The organism is Nocardia shimofusensis NBRC 100134, from assembly GCF_001613125.1.
Classification (GTDB): domain Bacteria; phylum Actinomycetota; class Actinomycetes; order Mycobacteriales; family Mycobacteriaceae; genus Nocardia; species Nocardia shimofusensis.
Map to the genome: position 1 here is coordinate 87,764 of NZ_BDBT01000015.1, position 22,314 is coordinate 110,077.

At 71.0% G+C, this 22,314-nt stretch carries 1 protein-coding gene and 1 pseudogene; both read right to left on the minus strand.

Annotation, left to right across the window (positions count from 1 at the left end; genetic code table 11):
- Positions 1 to 4: 4 nt before the first annotated feature.
- Positions 5 to 12,232 (minus strand): annotated as a pseudogene (locus NS3_RS17850) (non-ribosomal peptide synthetase); the annotation flags it as partial.
- 650 nt (positions 12,233 to 12,882) lie between these two features.
- A complete protein-coding gene (locus NS3_RS17855) occupies positions 12,883 to 22,044 on the minus strand; it encodes a non-ribosomal peptide synthetase (RefSeq protein ID WP_157101402.1) in 9,162 nt (3,053 codons plus the stop codon).
- Between the last annotated feature and the right edge of the window lie 270 nt (positions 22,045 to 22,314).

A 22,314-nucleotide genomic window follows, 5' to 3' on the forward strand; every position in this document is an offset into this window, starting at 1 on the left:
ACCATCAGGTCTGGTCCGTGCGTGCGTACCCGGCGGCGTGCAGCGCGTCGAGGACACGGCCGATCACGGCCAGTCCCTCCGCCCCGGTCATCCGCCAGTGCGTCGCCGGGACGGCGATCTCCCTGATCGGCCCGTCCACGGCTGCGGCCCAGGTGTCCGCGCCACCCCGACCGCAGGGATCATCCCCCGCCGCGGCGAAATACACCAGCTCACCCGCGAACAAACGGGGCCGGTACCGCGCGGTCACGGCCACCGAGTGCACGGCGGCCTCGAGCACCCGCGCGATGCGACGCTCACCGAACGAGGCGAACGGCTCCGGCAGCCGCGCCAGCTGCCGCGCCACCGTCGCGGCGTCGGCGGCGGGGTCGATGCCGCGACCGATGTCGAGCCGCGCCGCCCCGTCGCCGAGCAGACCGCCCAGCAACTCGGCCACCGGCACCGGGCCGGACACGGTGGTGGTCGCCGCCGCCGAGCTCAGATAGCTGTCCATCATCGCCAGCAACTCGACCTGCTCACCGTCGAGTTGCAGCTGTACCGCGATCGCATGGGCGAGCACACCGCCCAGCGACCAGCCGAGCAGGTGGTAGGGGCCGTGTGGCTGTACTGCGCGAATTTCCTGGATATAACGCAGTGCCCACTGCTCGGTCGACTCCGGCAACGGCTCGTCCGAGCCCAGAGCGGGCGACTGCAATCCGTAGATCGGCCGGCTCGGGTCGAGGTGTGCCGCCAGACCGGCGAACGACCAGGCGATCCCGCCGAACGGGTGGATGCAGAACAACGGACGCCCCTCGCCCGGACGCAACGGCAACAGCACATCGAACGCGGCGTCGGTGTCCGCGGCGCCCACCCGCTGGGCCGTGAGGTGGGCGGCGAGGGCTGCCGGAGTAGGAGCGGTGAACATCCACATGACAGGCACCCGGCTTCCCACCTCCTCCCCGAGCCGGGCGGCGGCCCGCGTCGCCACGAGCGAATTCCCCCCCGATTCGAAGAAACTGTCGTCCACGCCGATGCTGTCGGCGGCCCTGCCCAGAACCTCGCCGAACACCTCGACGACCGTCCGTTCCAGTGGCGTCTCGGGTGCCCGGAACGGCGCCTTCTCCACCACCGGTGCGGGCAGCGCCCGGCGGTCCACCTTGCCACTCGCGTTCAACGGCATCTGCTCGAGCACCACGAAAGCCGACGGCACCATGAAGACCGGCAGCGACGCCGACGCTCGCGCGCGCAGCGTCACCGCGTCCACGCGACGGCCCGCGGCAGGCACCACATAGCCGACGAGCCGGTCACCGGCGTACGCATCGGAATCCACGACGACGACGGCGGCGGCGACCGCATCCTCCGCGAGCAGCACCGCTTCGATCTCGCCGAGTTCGACGCGCTGACCACGGAGCTTGACCTGGAAATCGCTGCGGCCCAGATATTCCAGCGCAGGCGCGGGGCCGTCGAGGCGCCACCGCACGATATCGCCGGTGCGGTAGAGCCGCTGCCCGCCCCGATGAGCGACGAAACGCTCGGCGGTCAGCGCCGGAGCACCGGCGTATCCCCGGGCCAGCTGGACACCGGCCACGTACAGTTCGCCCGCGGAGCCCGGCGGCACCGCACGCAGGTGGCGATCCAGAACATGGACGGTGGTGTTGTCGACCGGGGCGCCGACAGGCACGGACGCTCCGGTCTCGGCGGCGACAGGATGCGCGGTGACCACTGTCGCTTCGGCCGGTCCGTACCAGTTCACCAGACGCGCCTTCGGCAGGGCCGCCGCGAAACGACGTGCCGTCTCGCCCGGCAGCGCCTCACCGGCGGCGAACACCCAGCGCAGCCGGGGATGCTCGCCCGCGGCCACAGCGAGGAACGCGTCCAGCATCGAGGGCACGAAATGCACTGTCGTGACGTCGTACTCGTCGATCGTGCGGGCGAGGTAGCCGGGATCACGGTGCCCGTCCGGCACCGCGACGACCACGGTCGCGCCGGTCTGCAACGGCCAGAACAATTCCCACGTGGAGATGTCGAAGGTGATCGGCGTCTTGTGCAGCACCACGTCACCGGGACCGTGCGGATAGGTCCGCTGCGCCCAACGGAATTGGTTGCTCAGCTGCCGATGGGTGATCGCCACGCCCTTCGGGCGGCCGGTGGAACCGGAGGTGTAGATCACGTACGCCACGTTGTCCGCCCTGGGCGCGGACAGCGGCACCGCAGCCACGCGGTGGAGACTGTCGATCGACAGCACCGGAACCCCGGTGGTCGTATCGAAACCGTCGGCCTCTCGGGACAGGACACAGACTGGCGCGGCGCTGGTCAGCACGTGATCGTTGCGCTCGGCCGGGTGATCGGGATCGATCGGCACGTACCCCGCGCCGGTACGCAGGACGGCGTAGACACCGACGACCAGTTCGATGGAGCGGCGCATCGCCACCGCCACCAGAGTCTCCGGGCCGACACCACGAGCGGCGAGGTCCGAGGCCAGCACGAGCGAACGCTGCCGGAGCTGGGCATAGCTGAGTGTCTCGCTGCCGAACCGGACGGCGGGCGCCTGCGGGGTCCGTTCGACCTGCGCGTCGAACAGCCCGATCAGGGTCTGTTCATCGAGCAGGTCGGGGACGGCGGTGGCGTTCATCTCCGACAGCACTGCCCGGTCGGCCGCGGTCAGCGCGTCGAGTTCGGCGATCCGTGCCGCACGCCGCTGCGGGATCTCGCGCAGAAGCGACGCGTAACGGTCTGCCAGGCAGCGGACCGAGGGCTCGTCGAAGACATCACGCAAGAACTTCAGCGACACCCGGAATTCCCGGCCCGGGTAGACCATCACCGTCACCGGATAGTGGGAACTGCTCACAGCCTCGGCGGTGCGGACACTCAGACCACCCGGCATCCGCGCGGCATCCCCGAGCATCCGCTGATCGATCGGAGCCGACTCGAACACCAGCAGCGAGTCGAAGAGGTCCTCGATACCCACGGCCTCCTGGATGTCGCTCAACCCCAGGTAGTGATGATCCAGCAGCGTGGCCTGCTCGGCCTGGACTTCCCGCAGGACCTGCGTCACGGTCGCGGCCGGCCGCAACCGGACCCGCACCGGAATCGCGTTCAGGAACAAGCCCACCATCGACTCGACGCCTGCCAGCCGGGGCGGTCGTCCCGACACCGTCGCACCGAACACGACATCGTCACTGTCGACGCTGCGGCCGACCAGCAGACCCCACACGGTCTGGAACACGGTGTTGACCGTGACGCCCGCCGAGACGGCCAGATCGCTCAGCGCGCCGGTCTGTTCTTCGCTCAGCACGATGTCGACCGCACCGACTCCCGCGGAGATCTCCTTGGGAATCGTTCGCGGCGCCAACGGCGTCGGTTCGGTGAAACCGTCCAGCGCGCTACGCCATGCGGCGCGGCTCTTCTCGCTGTCCTGTCGCGCGTACCAGGCCAGGTAGTCCCGATACGGACGCACCGGCGGCAAGGCGGTGACGTCCCCGAGGACGTACGCCACCAGCACATCCCGCATGAGCAGCGGAATCGACCACGCGTCGATCAGGATGTGGTGCACCGTGACCAGCAGCCGGTAGTCCTCGATGCCCATCCGCAGCAGGGTGAAACGCAGCAGCGGCGCGACATCCATCGAGAACCCTCGTCGACGATCGGCCTCGCGGAAGCGCTCGAACTCGCGGCCGGCATCCGGCTCGTCGGAGAAGTCGTGGAACTCCCATGGCACCTCGACGGATTCGAGCACGACCTGCACGGACCGGCCCGTGGTGTCCTCGGTGAACAACACCCGGAGGTTCTCGTGGCGCTCCACCACCGCGGCGGCGGCGGACCGCAGGCGGTCTCGGTCCACCGCACCGTCGAGACCGAACACGAACTGGGTCACGTAGACGTCGAGCGAGGTGTCGGCCAGCAACGCGTGGAACAGCATTCCCGACTGCAGCGGGGTCAGCGGCCACACGTCGGCGACAGCGGGCAGGCTGTCCGACAGGCGCTGCCGGTCCGGCTCCGTGAGCCGCACCAGCGGACCCGCCTTGACTCCCGCCATGTCGTCGGCATCCGTGTCTCGGGCCCGCCGGGCGAGATCCGCGACGGTGCGGCCCTGGAAGAGATCGCGGGGCGAGAAGATCACCCCTCGTTGCGCGGCCCTCGCCGTCACCTGGATGGACGAGATGCTGTCGCCCCCGATGGCGAAGAAGTCGTCGTCCAGGCCGACCCGGTCCAGACCGAGCACCTCGGCGATCACCGCGGCGATGGTCTGCTGGGTGGGCGTGACCGGTTCCCGATATGTCCGGGCGACGAATTCCGGGCGCGGCAGCCCGCCGCGATCGAGCTTGCCGCTCGCGTTCAGCGGAATCGCGTCGAGCACCACGAACGCGGCGGGCACCATGTAGGACGGCACGCTTTCCCTCAGTGCCGCGCGCACGGTGTCCACCTCGACGTGCCGACCGTCCTTCGGCACGACATAGGCGACCAGCCGGTCACCGTGCTCCGCGTCGCTGTAGACGATGACGACTGCCTGACGCACGTCGTCCTGGGCCAGCAGCGCGGTCTCGATCTCGCCGAGTTCGATGCGCAGACCACGGATCTTGACCTGGAAGTCGGTGCGACCCAGGTATTCCACCCGGCCGTCGGGCAACCACCGCACCAGGTCGCCCGTGCGATAGAGCCGCTCCCCCGGCGCGAACGGGCTCGCCACATACCGCGCAGCAGTGAGGTCCGGACGCCCGAAATAGCCGTGCGAGAGCTGGATTCCGGCGTGATAGAGCTCGCCCGCGACGCCGACCGGCACCGGGTGCAGGCGGTCGTCGAGCACATAGGCGCCCACATTCCAGATCGGGGCGCCGATCGGCACGATGCCGGTCGCGTCCCGGGGAACTCGCGCGGTCATGGTGACCACCGCGGTCTCGGTAGGGCCGTAGAGATTGTCCAGCCTGGCCCGCGACACCCGGCGCGCCGCCAGGGCGGTCTCGGCCGACAGCGCTTCGCCGGCGAACCAGACAACCCGCAACGAGTCCAGCGACCCCTTCTCGAGCGTGTCGACGACGGCGCGCAGCATGGACGGGACGAACGGGGTCACGGTCACCCGTTCGGCCGCGATCACCTCGGCCAGGTAGTGCGGATCGCGATGCCCGTCGGGGGCGGCCACCACCACCCGGCCACCGGTGACGAACGGCACGAACACATCCCAGACCGACATGTCGAAAGTGACGGCCGTCTTGAACAACGAGACGTCGGCGGCGCCCATGCCGTACTCGGCGACGAACCAGCGCACATGGTTGGCCACCGCCCGATGCGGCACCGCCACCCCCTTCGGCCGACCGGTCGAGCCCGAAGTGAACAGGATGTAGGCCGTGTTCGCCGGACGCAGCGGCGCGAGGCGCTCGGCGTCGGTGATCGGCTCGTCGCGGTAACCGGACAGATCCAGCTCGTCGATCCGGATGACCGGCACACCATCGGCACGGAAATCGACAGCCGCGTGCGTGAGCACGCAGCCGGGCTTCGACAGTTCCAGCACGTAGGCGGTGCGATCCTCGGGATGGTCGGGATCGACCGGCACATAGGTACCGCCCGCGCGCAGCACGGCGTGGATGGCGACCAGCAGGTCGACGCTGCGATACAGGGCGACCACGACGCGGGTTTCCGGGCCGACCCCGAGCGAGACGAGGTGGCGCGCGAGGCGGTGTACCCGCGAATCCCATTCGGCATAACTGATCTCGGTACGCCGATCGGTGAGCGCGCCGTCCACGATCGCCACCGCCCGCGGATCGGAACGCGGACCGAGCGCCGAGAGCGAGACCAGGGTGGCCGCCTCGTCGAGCGGACGGTCCGCGCCGGCCGACGCGCTGAGCACCGCCTGGTGTTCCCGCTCGGTCAGCCAGGGGATGTCTCCGACCGGCTGGGCGGGATCGGCCGCGATCGCGGCGAGCACGCGTTCGAAGCGACGCGCGAACGACTCCATCGTCGCCTCGTCGAACAGAGCGACAGGGTAGATCAGCGCGCCGTCCATCCCCGCGGGCTCGCCGTCGGCGTCGTACCCGTCGGCGAGGGTCAAGTGCAGGTCGAAGGCGCTGGGCGGGGTGCCGTAATCCATCGCGGAGACGGTGAGTTCGGGAAGTTCCAGCGCGGCCCGGTGATGATTCTGGAACGACAGCATCACCTGGAACAGCGGATGTCGCGACTGCGACCGCGGCGGGTTGAGCGCCTCGACGAGTCGTTCGAACGGCACGTCGGCATGGGCGAAGGCGGCCAGATCGATGTCGCGCTGCCTGGCCAGCAGCTCGGTGAACGAGCACGCCGGATCCACCCGGGTCCGCAGCGTCAGGGTGTTGACGAACATGCCGATGAGATCGTCGATCTCGGCTTCGCCCCGTCCCGCGACCGGCGTGCCGATCACCACGTCCTGCGCTCGGGACCATCGACCGAGAACCGCGGCGAACGCGGTGTGCACCACGATGAACAGCGACGCTCCCGCCGCGTGCGCGATCTCGCGCAACCGCCGGTGGGTGCCCGCGTCCACGCGCAGCGGCGTCCGGCGCGCGGCCGATTCGTGCACCGGCGGGCGCGGCCGATCGAACGGCAGGCTCAGCGCGTCCGGCAACCCGGCCAGCGCCGAACGCCAGTAGGCGAGCTGGCGGGCCATCAGCGATTCCGGATCGTTCTCGTCGCCGAGCAGTTCGTGCTGCCACAGGCTGAAATCGGCATATTGCACCGCCAGCGGACTCCACAGCGGCGCCTGCCCGCACGTGCGGGCCTGGTAGGCGGTGACCAGGTCCCTGGTCAGCGGCGCCATCGACCAGCCGTCGGAGCAGATGTGGTGCAAGACGAACACCAGCACGTGCTCGTCCGGCCGCTCCTGCGCGGCGAACAGCCGCACCCGCACGGGAACTTCGGCGGTGACATCGAACGGCGCCGACAGCACCCGATCGATCCGCGCGCGCAGGTCCGCGAGCGGCACCCGGCGCACCGCCAGGTCCAGCGGCACCGAGTCCGTCGGCACCACGACCTGGTGGGCGAGCCCGTCGGTCTCCGGGTAGACCGTGCGCAGCACCTCGTGGCGTTCCATGACGTCGAGGGCCGCCTGGCGCAGCGCCTCGACGTCGAGTTCCCCGCTCAGCCGGAGCACGACAGGGATGTTGTAGGTGATGTTGGCGTCGTCGAAGCGGTTGAGGAACCACATCCGCTGCTGTGCCAGCGACAACGGCACCCGAGCCGGACGGTCCCTGGCGACCAGCGCGGCACGGGCGCCCTCGCCGGTCCCCTCCGCCAGCCGCGCGGCCAGCGCCGCCACGGTCGACGCCTCGAACAGCAGCCGCACCGGCACCCGGGTGTCCAGCGCGGCCCCGAGACGGGCGGCCACCCTGGTGGCGATCAGCGAGTTGCCGCCCAGTTCGAAGAAGTCGTCCTCGGCTCCCACCCGGGTCAGGTCGAGCACCTCGGCGAAGACTTCCGCCACGATCCGCTCGACCGGGGTCGCGGGCGCGCGGTACTCCCGCGCCCGGAACTCCGGCACGGGCAGTGCCTTTCGATCCAGCTTGCCGGAGGAGTTGAGCGGGAACTCCCCGAGCGTCAGCACCGTCGAGGGCACCATGTAGGCGGGCAGCCTGCGGCGCAGCGCGTCCTTCACCTGCTCGACGTCGAGGACGGAACCGGCGGCCTCCCCCGCCACGACATAGGCGACCAGATGGTCACCGGCAGACGTGCCGACCACCTGCACCGCGGCCTGTTCGATCGCCTGCTGTTCGAGCAGCGCGGCCTCGATCTCCTCCAGCTCGATGCGCTGGCCGTGGAACTTCACCTGGAAGTCGGTGCGGCCGATGTACTCCAGCACCCCGTACTCGAGCGGTCCGGCCCCGCTGTCCGCATTGCCCCGCCAGCGCACCAGATCGCCGGTGCGGTAGAGCCGCTCGCCGGGCTCGCCGAAGGGATCGGCGACGAACCGTTGCGCGGTCAGATCCGGGCGCGCGTGATAGCCGCGCGCGGTCTGCACACCGCCCAGATACAGCTCGCCCGCCACGCCGGGGGCCACCGGGTGCAAGAACTCGTCCAGGACATAAGCACGGGAATTCCACACGGGGCGGCCGATGGGCACCGCGGTCTCGTCCTCGCTCACCTGCCAGGAGGTCCCGATCACCGTGAACTCGGTGGGGCCGTAGCCGTTGACCAGCGCGGCCGGACTCACGCCGCGAAGCAGGCCGACGACATGCGGGGTCACCGCCTCGCCTCCGACGAATACGCAGCGCAGCGAGGCGCATTCCGCTCGCGAAGCGGTCGAGGCGAAGACCGCGAGCAACGTGGGCACGAAGGACGTGAGCGTCACGCGGTGCCGGTGGATCGTCTCCGTCAGATAGCGGGCGTCGCGGTGCGCCTGCGGCGCGGTGAGGATCATCCGCGCGCCCATGATCGGTGTCGCGAACAGTTCCCACAGCGAGGCGTCGAAGGTGAAGGGCGTCTTGTGCATCACCACATCGGTCTCGTTCAGGCCCGCGGCCTCGATGCGCCAGGCCAACTGGTTGACCATCGCGGCGTGGGTGACCGCGACGCCCTTCGGCCTGCCGGTGGACCCGGAGGTGTAGAGCACATAGGCGATGTTCGACTGCCGCAGCACGCCCCGGCGCTCGGTGTCGGCGATCGGCGCGTCGTCGTAGTCGCCCAGGTCGGCGGTGTCGACGTGGACCACCGGGCACACCGTGGTCCGGATGTCGTCGCCGGTGGTCGTCAGCAGGACGGCCGGACGGGCTGTGTCGAGCACGTAACCGGTGCGCTCGTCCGGTTGGTCCGGATCGATGGGCACATACGCCCCGCCCGCGGTCACCGCCGCGTACACCGCCACCAGCATGTCGACCGACCGGCGCATGCCGACGGCCACCCGCGCGTCCGGACCGACGCCGAGTTCGATCAGCCTGCGCGCCAGCCGGTTCACCCGTGCGGCGAACTGCGCGTAGGTCAGTTCGGCCGGGCGCGCCCGGCCGGATTCCCCGGCCTCGACGACCACCGCCGTCTTGTCCGCGTGCCTGCGCACGCTCTCGGCGAACAGATCGAGCACGGTGGCCACCCGTGGGACCTCGTGGGTGGTGCGGTTCCATTCGCGCAGCACCACCTCGCGCTCCACGGGGTCGAGGAGGTCGATGTCACGCACGGCCGTGTGCGGCGCCACGACGACCACGCGCAGCACCCGTTCGAAGCGGCGCACCAGGTTCACGACGGTGGCCTGGTCGAACAGACCGGTGCGATAGGCGATCGCGCAGGCGATGCCCGCCGGCGCGCCGTCGGCATCGTAGCCGTCGGCCAGCGTCACCTGCAGGTCGTATTCGGTGTTCTCCGAGTCGAATTCGATCGCCGAGACCGACAGTCCGGGCAGCTCGAGGCTGGGCCTGGTCAGGTTCTGCAGCGCGAACATCACCTGGAACAAGGGATGCCGGGACTGCGAGCGCGCCGGGTTCACGATCTCCACGAGGCGATCGAAGGGGATGTCGGCGTTGGCGAAAGCCGCCAGGTCGGTCTGCCGCTGCTCGGCGAGGAATTCGGTGAACGGCAAGGCGTGGTCCACCCGGCTGCGCAGCACCAGGGTGTTGACGAACATGCCGACCACCTCGTCGAGCGCCTGCTCACCGCGACCGGCGAACGGTGTGCCGACCGTGAGGTCACCGGTGCCCGACACCTTGCTCAGCAGTACCGCGAGCGCGCTGTGCAGCACCATGAACAGCGTCGTGTGCTCGGCGCGCGCCAGATCCGTGAGGGCGCGATGGATGTCGGCGTCGAGGTGGGCGGTCACCACCCGGGCGCGGGTGTCGCGCACGGCGGGCCGCGGCCGGTCGAAGGGCAACGGCAGGCTGTCGGGCAGTCCCGCCAGTTCGGTTCGCCAATGATCGAGCTGCCGCGCGGCCACCGATTCCGGATCGGCCTCGTCGCCGAGGACCTCGTGCTGCCACAGGCTGAAATCGGCGTACTGCACCGGCAGCGGGGCCCACCCTGGCTCCGCGCCTGCGACCCGCGCGGCATAGGCGACCACCAGGTCGCGGGTGACCGGGGCCATCGACCAGCCGTCCGCGCTGATGTGGTGGACGACCAGCACCAGGACATGCTGCGAGGGGTCCTCGGCGAGTCGCAGCAGCGCGACCCGCACCGGGACTTCCTCTGCCAGGTCGAACGGGACGGTCATCGCACGCGCGATCCGCGCGCGCAATTCCGCGCCGGGAACCGGCTCCGGATTCAGGTCGGGCACGACCTGGTCGGCGGGGACGATCACCTGGCGGGCGAGACCGTCCTGGGCCGGATAGCGGGTGCGCAGCGCCTCGTGCCGAGCGACGACGTCGATGATCGCCTGGCGCAGCGCGGGCACCGACAACTCCCCCGACAACCTGATGGCGGCGGGGATCATGTACACCGCCGCCTCGCTGTCGATGCGGCTCGCCAGCCACATCCGTTGCTGGGCGGGCGAGAGCGGGATGTGCTCGGGGCGCTGCCGGGCGGTCAACGGCGGTCGCCGGTCCGCTTGCACCGCGTCCGCGCTCAACCCCGCCGCCAAGGTCGCCACCGTGGTCGTCTCGAAAAGCCTGCCGACCTTCACCTCGGCGCCGATCGCCACCGCGAGCCGGGCGGCGGCCTGCGCCGCGAGCAGCGAATTGCCGCCCAGGGCGAAGAAGTCGTCGTCGGCGCCGACCCGCTCGACGCCGAGCACGCCGGCGAAGACCGCCGCGATCGTCTCTTCCAGCGGACCGGCGGGCTCGCAGAATTCGTTGGCGGCAAGGACGGGAGCGGGCAGCGCGGCGCGATCCAGCTTGCCCACCGGCGTCAACGGGATCTCGTCGAGGACCGTGATCGCGGTCGGCACCATGTGGGCGGGCAGGCGGCGGCGGGCCAGCTCGGTCAGCTCGTCGGTGTCGAGCGCCGCGTTGTCGACGGCGTGCACATAGGCGACGAGCGCGGTGCCGCCGTGGTCGAGTTCGTGGCCGACGGTGACCGCGAAATCGACCTTCTCGTGGGCGGCCAGCACCGCGTCGATCTCGCCGAGCTCGATCCGGAAACCGCGGATCTTGACCTGGAAGTCGTTGCGCCCCAGATATTCCAGCGCGCCGGTAGGAGTGCGTCGCACCAGATCGCCGGTGCGGTACATCCGCGCCCCCTCCTCGAAGGGGTTCGCCACGAACCGCGCCGCACTCAGCCCGGGGCGATTGCCGTATCCCCGCGCCAGCGGTGGCCCTGCCAGATACAGTTCGCCGACCGCGCCGGGCGGCGAGAGCCGCAGACGCGGGTCGAGCACGTAGGCGCCGACCGTGCGGATCGGCGCGCCGATCGTCACCGGCTCGTCCGGACGCAACGCGTCGCTGATGGTGGTCATGATGGTGGTCTCGGTCGGGCCGTACCCGTTGTAGAACTCGCGCAGCGAACCGCTCGGCAGCGGTACCGCCCACCGCCGCACCAGATCCGGCGGGCACGCCTCGCCGCCGGAGATCACCACACGCAGCTCGTCGAGGCCCGCCGGATCGATGGAGGCCAGCGCGGCGGGGGTGACGAACGCGTGCGTCACCGCGTGCGTGCGCAGGATCCCGGCCAGGTCGGGTCCGCCGTAGACCGACGGGTCGACGACCACCATGGTCGCCGCGCCGCCGACCGCCAGGAGCAGTTCCAGCACCGACGCGTCGAACGACGGCGAGGCGAAATGCAGTGTGCGCGAGCGTTCGGTCACCCGGTAGCGCTCCTGCTGTTCGGCGCAGAAGCTCGCCAGTCCGGCCTGGGTGACGACGACGCCCTTGGGCAGGCCGGTCGAGCCGGAGGTGAAGATCACGTAGGCCGGGTGCTCGGGTCGCAGCAGCCGCACCCGGTCGTCGTTGGTGATCGGACGGTCCGGCTGTTCGGCCAGCAGTGTCTCGGTGGCCGGGTCGTCGAGGACGAGCCACTGCGCCGTTCCCGGCAGACCGGCGCGCACCGCGTCCACGGTGATACCCAGCGCCGCGCCGCAGTCGGAGAGCATGTGCGCGACACGGTCTTCGGGATGATTCGGGTCGACCGGGACGAAGCCCGCCCCGGTCTTGGCGACCGCCCAGCAGGCGAGCACCGATGTCAGCGAACGCGGGACAGCCAGTGCGACAAGGTCTTCCGGACCGATGCCACGGGCGATGAGCACCCGGGCGAGCCGGGTCGATCGCTGGTCCAGTTCATGGTAGGTCGCTTCGGCGCGGACGCCGTCGGCGTCGACGCCGAGCACCGCGAGTCCGGACGGCGCGGTTTCCACTGCCCGGCCCAGCAACTGGGGCAGGGTCACCACGCGCGGGCGGCGGGCGCGGGACTGGCGGGCGCGAGTGGCACGGGTCATCGACGCACCTCCGGCCGGACGACGCGCCGCGGGTTTGCCGTACTGGTGCTGGGTCGATCGAACATAGCGAACTACCTCCCACTGTGTACCGACGTACATCTCGGGCAGCGCCTTACCGAACCCCTGCGCGCCGACCCGATGGCGAAAGTGAATGTCCTGCTTCACCCACAAGAGTGGCACGCGGCGAATCGGCCCGAACCGTCAGGGCACTCGTGTGACGTGGCGAGCCGATCCGGGAAGCCCGGCGAGCCCGCGTCTCCGCGATGTGGAATCGGTATCGGACGGTGTCCTCGCCGGAGCGTGATCCGCTGTCACGCGAGCAGGTTCGCGGAGCTGGTCGGCCTGCGGTGAGCGCCGGGCGCTTCGAGGCGCGCGAGCAGCGAGTCACCTGATGACGGCCTCGCGGGCGCGCTTCGTCGAAGCATCGGGGGTATCGCGGGAGATGTGCTGCGCGGGATCGACAGCGGCGGTCCCAGCCGTCCGGCGCGCCGCGTGATCGCCGGGCCGCGGGGCACGATCGATGCGGCGTCGTGACGGTCGCCACACCGTTGTCGCGTAACCCGATGGCCGGGCGCGGGATCGGACCCGCGCCCGGCCGGGGCTCAGAACCGGTGTGACTGCGCCCGTGTCCGGTGGAACGCGTTGAGCACGCGACCGATCTCGGCGAGTCCGGCGTCGGCCGTCATCCGCCAGTGCGAGGTCGGCACCGGATGGTTGCGGATCGTTCCCTGGATCGCCCCCGTCCAGGTGTCGGCGCCAGTACGGCCGGTCGGATCGTCCTCGGCGGCCGTGAAATACACCAGCTCGCCGACGAACGGAAGCGGCCGATACTGCGCGGTCACCGCCGCCGAATGCGCCGCGCCCTCGAGGACCCGGCCGATGCGCTCGGCGCCGAAGGAGGCGAACGGTTCCGGCAACTGCGCCAGCCGCTCGGCGATCTCGGCGGGACCGAGATCCGTGGCGTCCTCGATGTCGCCGATATCGAGCTGCGCCGCGTCGCCGAGCAGACCGCCGAGAAGCTCGGCCATCGACACCGGACCGGACGCGATCGCGGACTCCTCGATCTCCGCACGCAGGTAGCTGTCCATCATCGCCAGCAGCTCGACCCGTTCCCCCTCGGCCTGCAGCTGCACCGCGATGGCGTGGGCGAGGACGCCGCCCAACGACCAGCCGAGCAGGTGGTAGGGCCCCTGCGGCTGCACCGCACGAATTTCCTCCAGGTACCGCACGGCCCACTTCTCGGTGGATTCGGGCAGCGTCTCGTCGGAACCGAGCGCGGGCGACTGCAATCCGTAGATCGGGCGATCACCGTCCAGGTGTGCCGCGAGTCCGGCGAAGGACCAGGCGATGCCGCCGAACGGATGGATGCAGAACAGCGGCGCATCCGACCCCGACCGCAGCGGCAACAACACCTCGAACGCCGAGTCCGCCGAGTCCGCCGGGTCCGCCGAGTCCGGCGCGGCATCGGCGGACTGCGCGAGTACCTGAGCGGCCAGACCGGCCGGAGTGGGCGCGGTGAACATCCACACCACGGGCACCCGAACGCCCAGTTCCTCGCCCAGCCGCGACGCCGCCCGGGTCGCCACCAGGGAGTTTCCGCCGAGCTCGAAGAAGTTGTCGTCCAGTCCGACCGCGTCCAGTCCGAGCACCTCGGCGAACACGGTGGTGATCGAGTGTTCCAGCGGCGTGCTCGGCGCTCGGTGCGACCGGGCCACGAACGTCGGCGCGGGCAGCTGCTTACGGTCGAGCTTGCCGTTGGCGTTGAGCGGCAACTCGTCGAGCACGACGAAGGCCGAGGGCACCATGTAGGAGGGAACCCGCTCGGTCAGGTGCGCCTTGACCGATTCGATCTCCACCTCGCCCACGGCCGCGTCCGGCACCACATAGCCGACGAGTTGGTCGCCGAGCTGTTCGTCGGTGTGCACCACGGCCACCGCCTGCCGGACGGCGTCGTGGGTCAGCAGCGCGGCCTCGATTTCGCCGAGTTCGATGCGCAGACCACGGAGCTTGACCTGGAAGTCGGTGCGGCCCAGATACTCCATCCGGCCGTCGGTGTTCCATCGCACCAGGTCACCGGTGCGATAGAGCCGCTCCCCCGGCGCGAACGGGCTGGCGACGTAGCGCGCGGCGGTGAGATCGGGACGCCCGAAATACCCGTGCGAGAGCTGGATGCCGCCGTGGTAGAGCTCGCCGGCGACGCCGACCGGGACCGGATGCAGCCGGTCGTCGAGCACGTAGGCGCCCACGTTCCAGATCGGCGAGCCGATGGGCACGATGCCGGTGGCGTCCTCGGGCACCCGCGCGGTCATGGTGACCACGGCGGTCTCGGTCGGGCCGTAGAGATTGTCCAGCCGGGCGCGCGAGACCTGGCGCGCCGCCGCCGCGGTGTCGGCCGAAAGCGCCTCCCCCGCGAGCCAGATCACCCGCAGGGTGTCCAACGCGCCGCCGCCGAGGGCGGTGCCCGCGCCCCTGTGGGTGTCGGCGCCGGTGCCGGTGCCGGCGTCGAGGATGGCGCGCAGCATGGACGGGACGAACGGGATCACGCTCACCCGTTCCGCGGCGATCACCTCGGCCAGGTAACGCGGATCGCGGTGTCCGTCGCGGGCGGCGACCACCACCCTGCCGCCGATGATGAAGGGCACGAACACATCCCACACCGACATGTCGAAGGTGATGGTGGTCTTGAACAGCGAGACGTCGGCCGCGCCGAGACCGTAGTCGGCGACGAACCAGCGCACATGGTTGGCCACCGCGCGGTGCGGCACCGCGACGCCCTTGGGCCGTCCGGTGGAGCCGGAGGTGAACAGGATGTAGGCGGTGTTCGCCGGGCGCAACGGCGCGAGGCGTTCGGCGTCGGTGATCGGATCGGCACGGTACCCGGACAGATCCAGCTCGTCGACGCGGATCACCGGCGCGCGGTCGGTGCGGAAACCTGCCGCCGCGTGGGTGAGCACGCAACTGGGCTCGGACAGCTCGAGGACGTAGGCGGTGCGGTCCTCGGGGTGGTCGGGATCGACCGGCACGTAGGCGCCGCCGGCGCGCAGCACGGCGTGGATGGCGACCAGCAGGTCGACGCTGCGATGCAGGGCGACCACGACGCGGGTCTCCGGGCCCACCCCGAGCCCGATGAGGTGGCGCGCCAGCCGGTGGACCCGCGCGTCCCATTCGGCGTAGGTGATCTCGGTGCGCCGGTCGGTGAGCGCGCCGTCCACGATCGCCACCGCGCGCGGATCGATGCGCGAGCCCAGCGCCGACAGCGACACCAGGGTGGCCGCGCTGTCGAGCGGGTGGTCGGTGGCATCGCCAGGGGTGAGCACCTCGACGCGTTCGGCCTCGGTGAGCCATTCCACGTCGCCGACCGGGACGGCGGGTCCGGTCGCCAGCGCGGTCAGCACCCGCTCGAACCGGCGGGCCAGCGTCTCGATGGTCGATTCGTCGAACAGGCTGACCGGGAACAGGATCCGGCCCGCGATACCGGTGGGCTCGCCGTGTTCGTCGTATCCGTCGGCGAGCATCAGCTGGAGGTCGTATTCGGTCTGCTCGGCGCCGAAATCCATCGCCGACACCGACAGCCCGGGCAACTCGAGTCCGGCGCGGGCCTGGTTCTGGAAAGCCAGCATGATCTGGAACACCGGATGCCTGGCGGTGGAACGCACCGGGTTGAGCACGTCCACCAGGTGTTCGAACGGCACGTCGGCATGGGCGAAGGCCGCCAGGTCCGTCTCGCGTTGGCGATCGAGCAGCTCGGCGAACGAGGCGGCGGTATCCACTGGGGTGCGCAACACCAGAGTGTTGACGAACATGCCGATGAGGTCGTCGAGGGCGGCGTCGCCACGCCCGGCGATCGGCGAGCCGATGGCGATGTCGTCCGAACGCGACCAGCGGGCCAGCAGGACCGCCAGAGCGGTGTGCACCGCCATGAACAGCGTGGCGTTGTGCGCACGGGCCACCTCGAGCAGCGCGCGGTGGGTGGTGGCGTCGATGTGCAGCGGCACCGCACGGGCCGCGGTCTCCTGCACGGCCGGGCGCGGACGGTCGAAGGGCAGGTCGAGCGCGTCCGGCAGCCCGGCCAGCGCGGTGCGCCAGTAGCCGAGCTGACGAGCGGCCGGCGACTGCGGATCGTTGTCGTCGCCGAGCAGTTCGCGCTGCCAGAGGCTGTAGTCGGCGTACTGCACCGGCAGGGGCTGCCACGCGGGCGGATTGCCCGCGGCGCGCGCGGCGTAGGCGATCATCAGGTCGCGGGTGAACGGGGCCATCGACCAGCCGTCCGCGCTGATGTGGTGCACGACCAACACCAGCACGTATTCCGAGGGCTGCTCGGCGATCCGGAAGAGCTCGACGCGCACCGGCACCTCGGCGGTCACATCGAACCCGGTCGTCACCGCGCGCACGATCCGCTCGGTGAGCTCGTCCGCGGGCACCACGTGCGCGGTGAGGTCGGCAGTGACCTGATGCGCGGGCAGCACCAGCTGATGGGCCACGCCCTCGTGCGCGGGGTACACGGTGCGCAGGATCTCGTGGCGGGCGAGCACATCGGCCAGCGCCGCACGCAACGCGGAAACCGACAGGTCGCCGGACAGCCGCACCGCCGCGGGGATGTTGTAGACGGCGGGGTCGGCGCCCATGCCGTTGAGCAACCACATGCGCTGCTGGGCCGGTGAGAGCGGAATCCGTTCCGGACGCGGCCGCGGCGCCAGCGCGGGCCGCCCGCCCGCACCGGCCAGGCTCTCCACCCGCACCGCCAGCGCGGCGACGGTGGACGCCTCGAACAGCAGCCGCACCGGTACCTCGGCGTCCAGAGCCGCGCCGAGGCGGGCGGCGACCTGGGTGGCGATCAGCGAGTTGCCGCCGAGGGCGAAGAAGTCGTCGTCCACCCCGACCCGCTCGACGCCGAGCACATCGGTGAACACGCCTGCCACGATCTCCTCGATCGGTGTGCTGGGCGCACGGAACTCCCTGGCCTCGAATACCGGATCGGGCAGCGCCTTCCGGTCGAGCTTGCCGTTGACGTTGCGTGGCAGCGCGGGCAGCACCACCCACGCGGCCGGGGTCATGTAGGAGGGCAGCCGCGCGGCCAGCGCCGCGGTGATCGCGGGGATGTCGAGTTCGGCTCCGGCCTCGGCGGGCACCAGATAGCCGACCAGCAGGTCGCCGATGTGCGGATCGGACTTGGCCGCCACGGCCGCGGCGGCGATGCCGGGCTGGGCCAGCAGCGCGGCCTCGATCTCGCCGAGTTCGATGCGGAAACCGCGCACCTTCACCTGGAAATCGGTGCGGCCGCGGTAATCCAGTTCCCCAGCGGCGTTCCAGGCCACCAGGTCGCCGGTGCGGTACATGCGCGTGCCCGGCTCGAAGGGGTTGGCCACGAACCGGTCCGAGGTCAGATCGGGGCGGCCGAAGTAGCCGCGGGCCAGCTGGTCACCGGCCAGATACAGCTCGCCGGGCACGCCGACCGGCACCGGCCGCAGCCGCGCGTCCAGCACGTACACCCGGCTGTTCCACTCCGGCGCGCCGATCGGCACCGACACCCGATCCGCCTCGGTGACCGGATGATTGGTGATCGAGACGGCGGCCTCGGTGGGGCCGTAGAGGTTGAACAGCGCCGTGCCCGCCGAGAGGGTGCGCTGCGCGGTGCTCGCGGGCAGCGCTTCGCCGATGGCGAGAATACGGCGCAACGACCCGGGCAGTGTGCCGCCCGACACGGTGAGCAGCGCGTCCAGCATGGAGGGCACCACGTGCAGGGTGGTGACGCCCTCGCGCTCCATCAGCTCGTTCAGATAGGCCGGGTCGCGATGACCGTCTGGGCTCGCGATGACCAGCCGGCCCGCGCAGACCGCCGCCGACCAGAACTCCCACACCGACAGGTCGAAGGTCGCGGCCGTCTTGAGCAGCACCGCGTCGTCGGCGGCGAGCCCGAATTCGGCGGCCTTCCAGCGCAACTGGTTGACCACCGCGGCGTGCGGCACCGCGACGCCCTTGGGCCTGCCGGTGGAGCCGGAGGTGAAGATGACGTAGGCGGTGTTGTCCGGGCGCAGCGGCGCGATCCGGTCGGCGTCGGTGATCGGATCGGCGGGACCGGAGGTCAGCGCCGGGCCGTCCACGCGGAGCACCGCGGCGTTGCCGGAGACGAAATCGGTGGCCGCGTCGGTCAGCACGAGGATCGGCGCGGCGGTGAGCAGGATGTAGCCGGTGCGGTCGGCGGCCTGATCCGGATCGACCGGCACGTACGCGCCGCCCGCGCGGGTCACCGCGTACATGGCGACCACCAGGTTCACCCCGCGCCGCATCGCCAGCGCCACCCGGGTCTCCGGGCCGACGCCGCGCGCGATCAGCTGGCGGGCCAACCGGTTGACGCGGGCGTCGAGCTCCGACCAGGACACCCGGCTGCCGTCGTCGGACACCAGCGCGACAGCGTGCGAGGAGGCGGCCGCGACCGAGGCGTCCAGCAGCTCGGCGAGCGTGCCGGGCCGCAGCGGGTAGCCGGTGGTGTTGGCGCGCACCAGGATCCGCTCGCGCTCGGCGGGATCGAGCAGGTCGATGTCGCCGACCGGGGTGCGCGGGGCCGCGGTGACCTCACGCAGCAGGCGCACGAACCGGTCGACGAACACCTCGACGGTCCTGCGGTCGAACAGCGCGGTGGCGAACGTGAGCGCGCCGCCCAGACCGGCGGGGGCGCCGTCGGCGTCGTAGCTGTCGCCGATGATCCAGTGCAGATCGAACTGGGAGACGTGGGTGTCCACGTCCAGGCCCGCCACGGTCAGGCCCGGCAGGTCCAGGCTCGCCTCGGCGAGGTTCTGGAAGGAGAAGCCCACTTGGAACAGCGGGTGCCGCGCGGTGGAGCGCACCGGGTTCAGCACCTCGACCAGCCGCTCGAACGGCACATCGGCGTGCGCGAAGGCCTGCAGGTCGGTCTCGCGCTGGCGTCCGAGCAGTTCGGTGAACGACTCGCCGCCCTCGACGCGGCTGCGGAACACCAGCGTGTTGACGAACATGCCGATCAGGTCGTCGAGCTCCGCCTCGCCGCGACCGGCGATCGGCGTGCCGATGGCGATGTCCTCGGCGCCGGACAGCCGCGAGAGCAGCACCGCCAGCGCGGCGTGCACCACCATGAACAGTGTCGCGCCCTCGGCGCGGGCCAGATCGGCCAGCGCGCGGTGCAGTTCGGCATCGATACGGATGTCGACCACGCCGCCGTCGAAGGACTGCACCGCCGGGCGCGGACGGTCGACGGGCAGGTCCAGCTGGTCGGGCAGGTCCGCCAGCTCCCGCTGCCAATACCCGATCTGCGCCGCGGCGAGCGAGTCCGGATCGTCCTCGCTGCCCAGCATCCGGCGCTGCCAGAGGCTGTAGTCGGCGTACTGCACGGGCAGCGGGCTCCACTCCGGCGCGCGCCCGGCCGCCCTGGCGACGTAGGCCGTCATCAGATCCCTGGTCAGCGGGCCGCCGGAGGAACCGTCGCCGGCGATGTGATGCACCGCGAGCGCGAGCACGAACTCCTGTTCGGCCACCCGGAACAGCACCGCGCGCAACGGCACCTCGGTGGTCACGTCGAATCCGGCGGCGAGCAGCTCGCCGACGGCGGCACCCACCTGCTCGGGCGCGACCTCGCGCAGCTCGAGCCGCGGCGTCGCTGTCCCCGGCACGGCCTTCCCCGACGTGGCCTCCCCGGGCGGCAGGATCACCTGCACCGGGCCGTCGGCGGTCTCCGGGTACACGGTGCGCAGCACTTCGTGGCGGGCGATCAGGTCGTCGAAGGCCGCGGTGAGCGCGGCGACGTCCAGCGCACCGGACAGCCGGATGGCGATCGGGATGTTGTAGGCCGCCGACTCGGAATCGAAGCGGTTGAGGAACCACATCCGCTGCTGGGCGAGCGACAGCGGGATGCGCTCCGGGCGCGGGCCCGCGCGCAGTTCCTCGCGCCCGCCCTGGCCGGACAGCTCGGCGACGCGTTCGGCCAGCTTCGCCACCGACGAGGCCTCGAACAGCAGGCGCGTGGGCACCTTGGTCTCCAGCAGCGCGCCGAGCCTGGCCGCGGCCTGGGTGGCGATCAGCGAGTTACCGCCCAGCTCGAAGAAGTCGTCGGCCGCGCCGATCGGTGAGCCGTCGCCGACCAGGTCGTCGAAGACCTGCGCCACCATCTCCTCGAACCGGCCGGAGGGGGCGCGGAACTCCTTGGTGTGCAGGGCCGGAGCGGGCAGTGCGCGGCGGTCCAGCTTGCCGACCGGGGTCAGCGGGATCTCGTCGAGCACCGTGATCGAGGTCGGCACCATGTGCGCGGGCAGATGCTGCTCGGCCAGCGCGACGAGTTCGGTGGTGAGTTCCCCGGCGTCCACGCTCGCGCCGTCGGCGGCGTGTACATAGGCAGCGAGGATCGTGCTGCCGTTGTCGAGTTCGTGACCCACGGTCACCGCGAAGTCCACCCGTTCGTGCACGGCCAGCACCGCGTCGATCTCGCCCAGCTCGATGCGGAAGCCGCGGATCTTGACCTGGAAATCGTTGCGGCCCAGGTACTCGAGCTCGCCGGTCGCGGTGCGGCGCACCAGATCGCCGGTGCGGTACATGCGGGCGCCGTTGTCGGCGAAAGGATTGGCCACGAACCGGTCCGCGCTGAGCCCCGGCCGGTTTCCGTAGCCGCGGGCCAGTTGGGCGCCCGCGAGGTAGAGCTCGCCCGTCACACCGGTGGGCACCAGGCGCAGCCGGGAGTCGAGCACGTAGGCGGTCACATTGCGGATGGGCGCGCCGATGGTCACCAGATCGCCCGCGATGAGCGGGTCGCTGATGTTGGTCATGATGGTGGTCTCGGTGGGGCCGTACCCGTTGTAGAACTCGCGGGTCGTGCCGTCGGCGAGCGGAATGGCCCAGCGACGCACCAGCTCCGGTGGAACGGCCTCGCCGCCTGCCACCACCACGCGCAGCGCGTCCAGACCGGCGGGGTCGATCGAGGCCAGCGCGGCGGGGGTGATGAAGGCGTGCGTGACGTCGTTGCGTCGCAGCAGCCCGGCCAGTTCCGCGCCGCCGTACACGCTCGGGGCGACCACGATCATGGTCGCCGCGCCGCCGATCGCCAGCAGCAGTTCCAGCACGGAAGCGTCGAACGACGGCGAGGCGAAATGCAGGGTCCGCGAGGTCTCGGTGACCCGGTAGCGCTCGCGCTGCTCCTCGCAGAAGCTCGCGAGGCCGGCCTGGGTGACGACGACGCCCTTGGGCATGCCGGTCGACCCCGAGGTGTAGATGACGTAGGCCGGATGTTCGGCGCGGATGTGGCGTACCCGGTCGTCGTTGGTGACCGGCTCCACGGACTGCGCGGCGAGCAGCGCGTCGGTGGCCGGATCATCGAGCACCAGCCACTCGACGTCGCCGGGCAGATCGGCGCGCACGTCGGCGACGGTGATGCCGACCACGGCACCGGAGTCGGACAGCATGTGCGCGACCCGGTCCGCGGGGTAGTTCGGGTCGACGGGCACGAACCCGGCGCCGGTCTTGGCTACCGCCCAGCACGCCAGCACCGACTCCACCGAGCGCGGGATGCCGAGGGCGATCAGATCCTCCGGGCCGATGCCGCGGGCGATCAGCGCGCGCGCCAGCCGGGTGGAACGCTCGTCCAGTTCGGCGTAGGTGAGCTCGCCGAGGATGTCGGTGGCGTCCGCGCAGAGCACGGCCGTGCCCGCGGGGTTGGCCTCGACGGCCTTGGTCATCAGCTGGGCCAAGGTGGTCAGGCGGGGACGACGGGTGCGCGTCGGTCGTACGCGAGCGGCCCGGGTCACGCCACCGCTCCTTGCGCCACGAGCCGCCGCTGTGTCACGACCCGCTGCCGTGTCGTGACCCGCTGCCGCGGGGCCGTCCGCCACCAACCCAACCGAACCACCATTCGAGACTTCCTACCCACTTCTGCCGAGCGTTCGACGCCTGCCGAGCTACCGTCACCGGGCGGGTGCCACTTCGGCCTGCCACCGCTCGAGTGCCGTGCGCCGCCACCTACCCTGTCATGTCGTAGTTGTCGTTTCGTGATCAGGGCGCGCTACACGCCTCGGGCG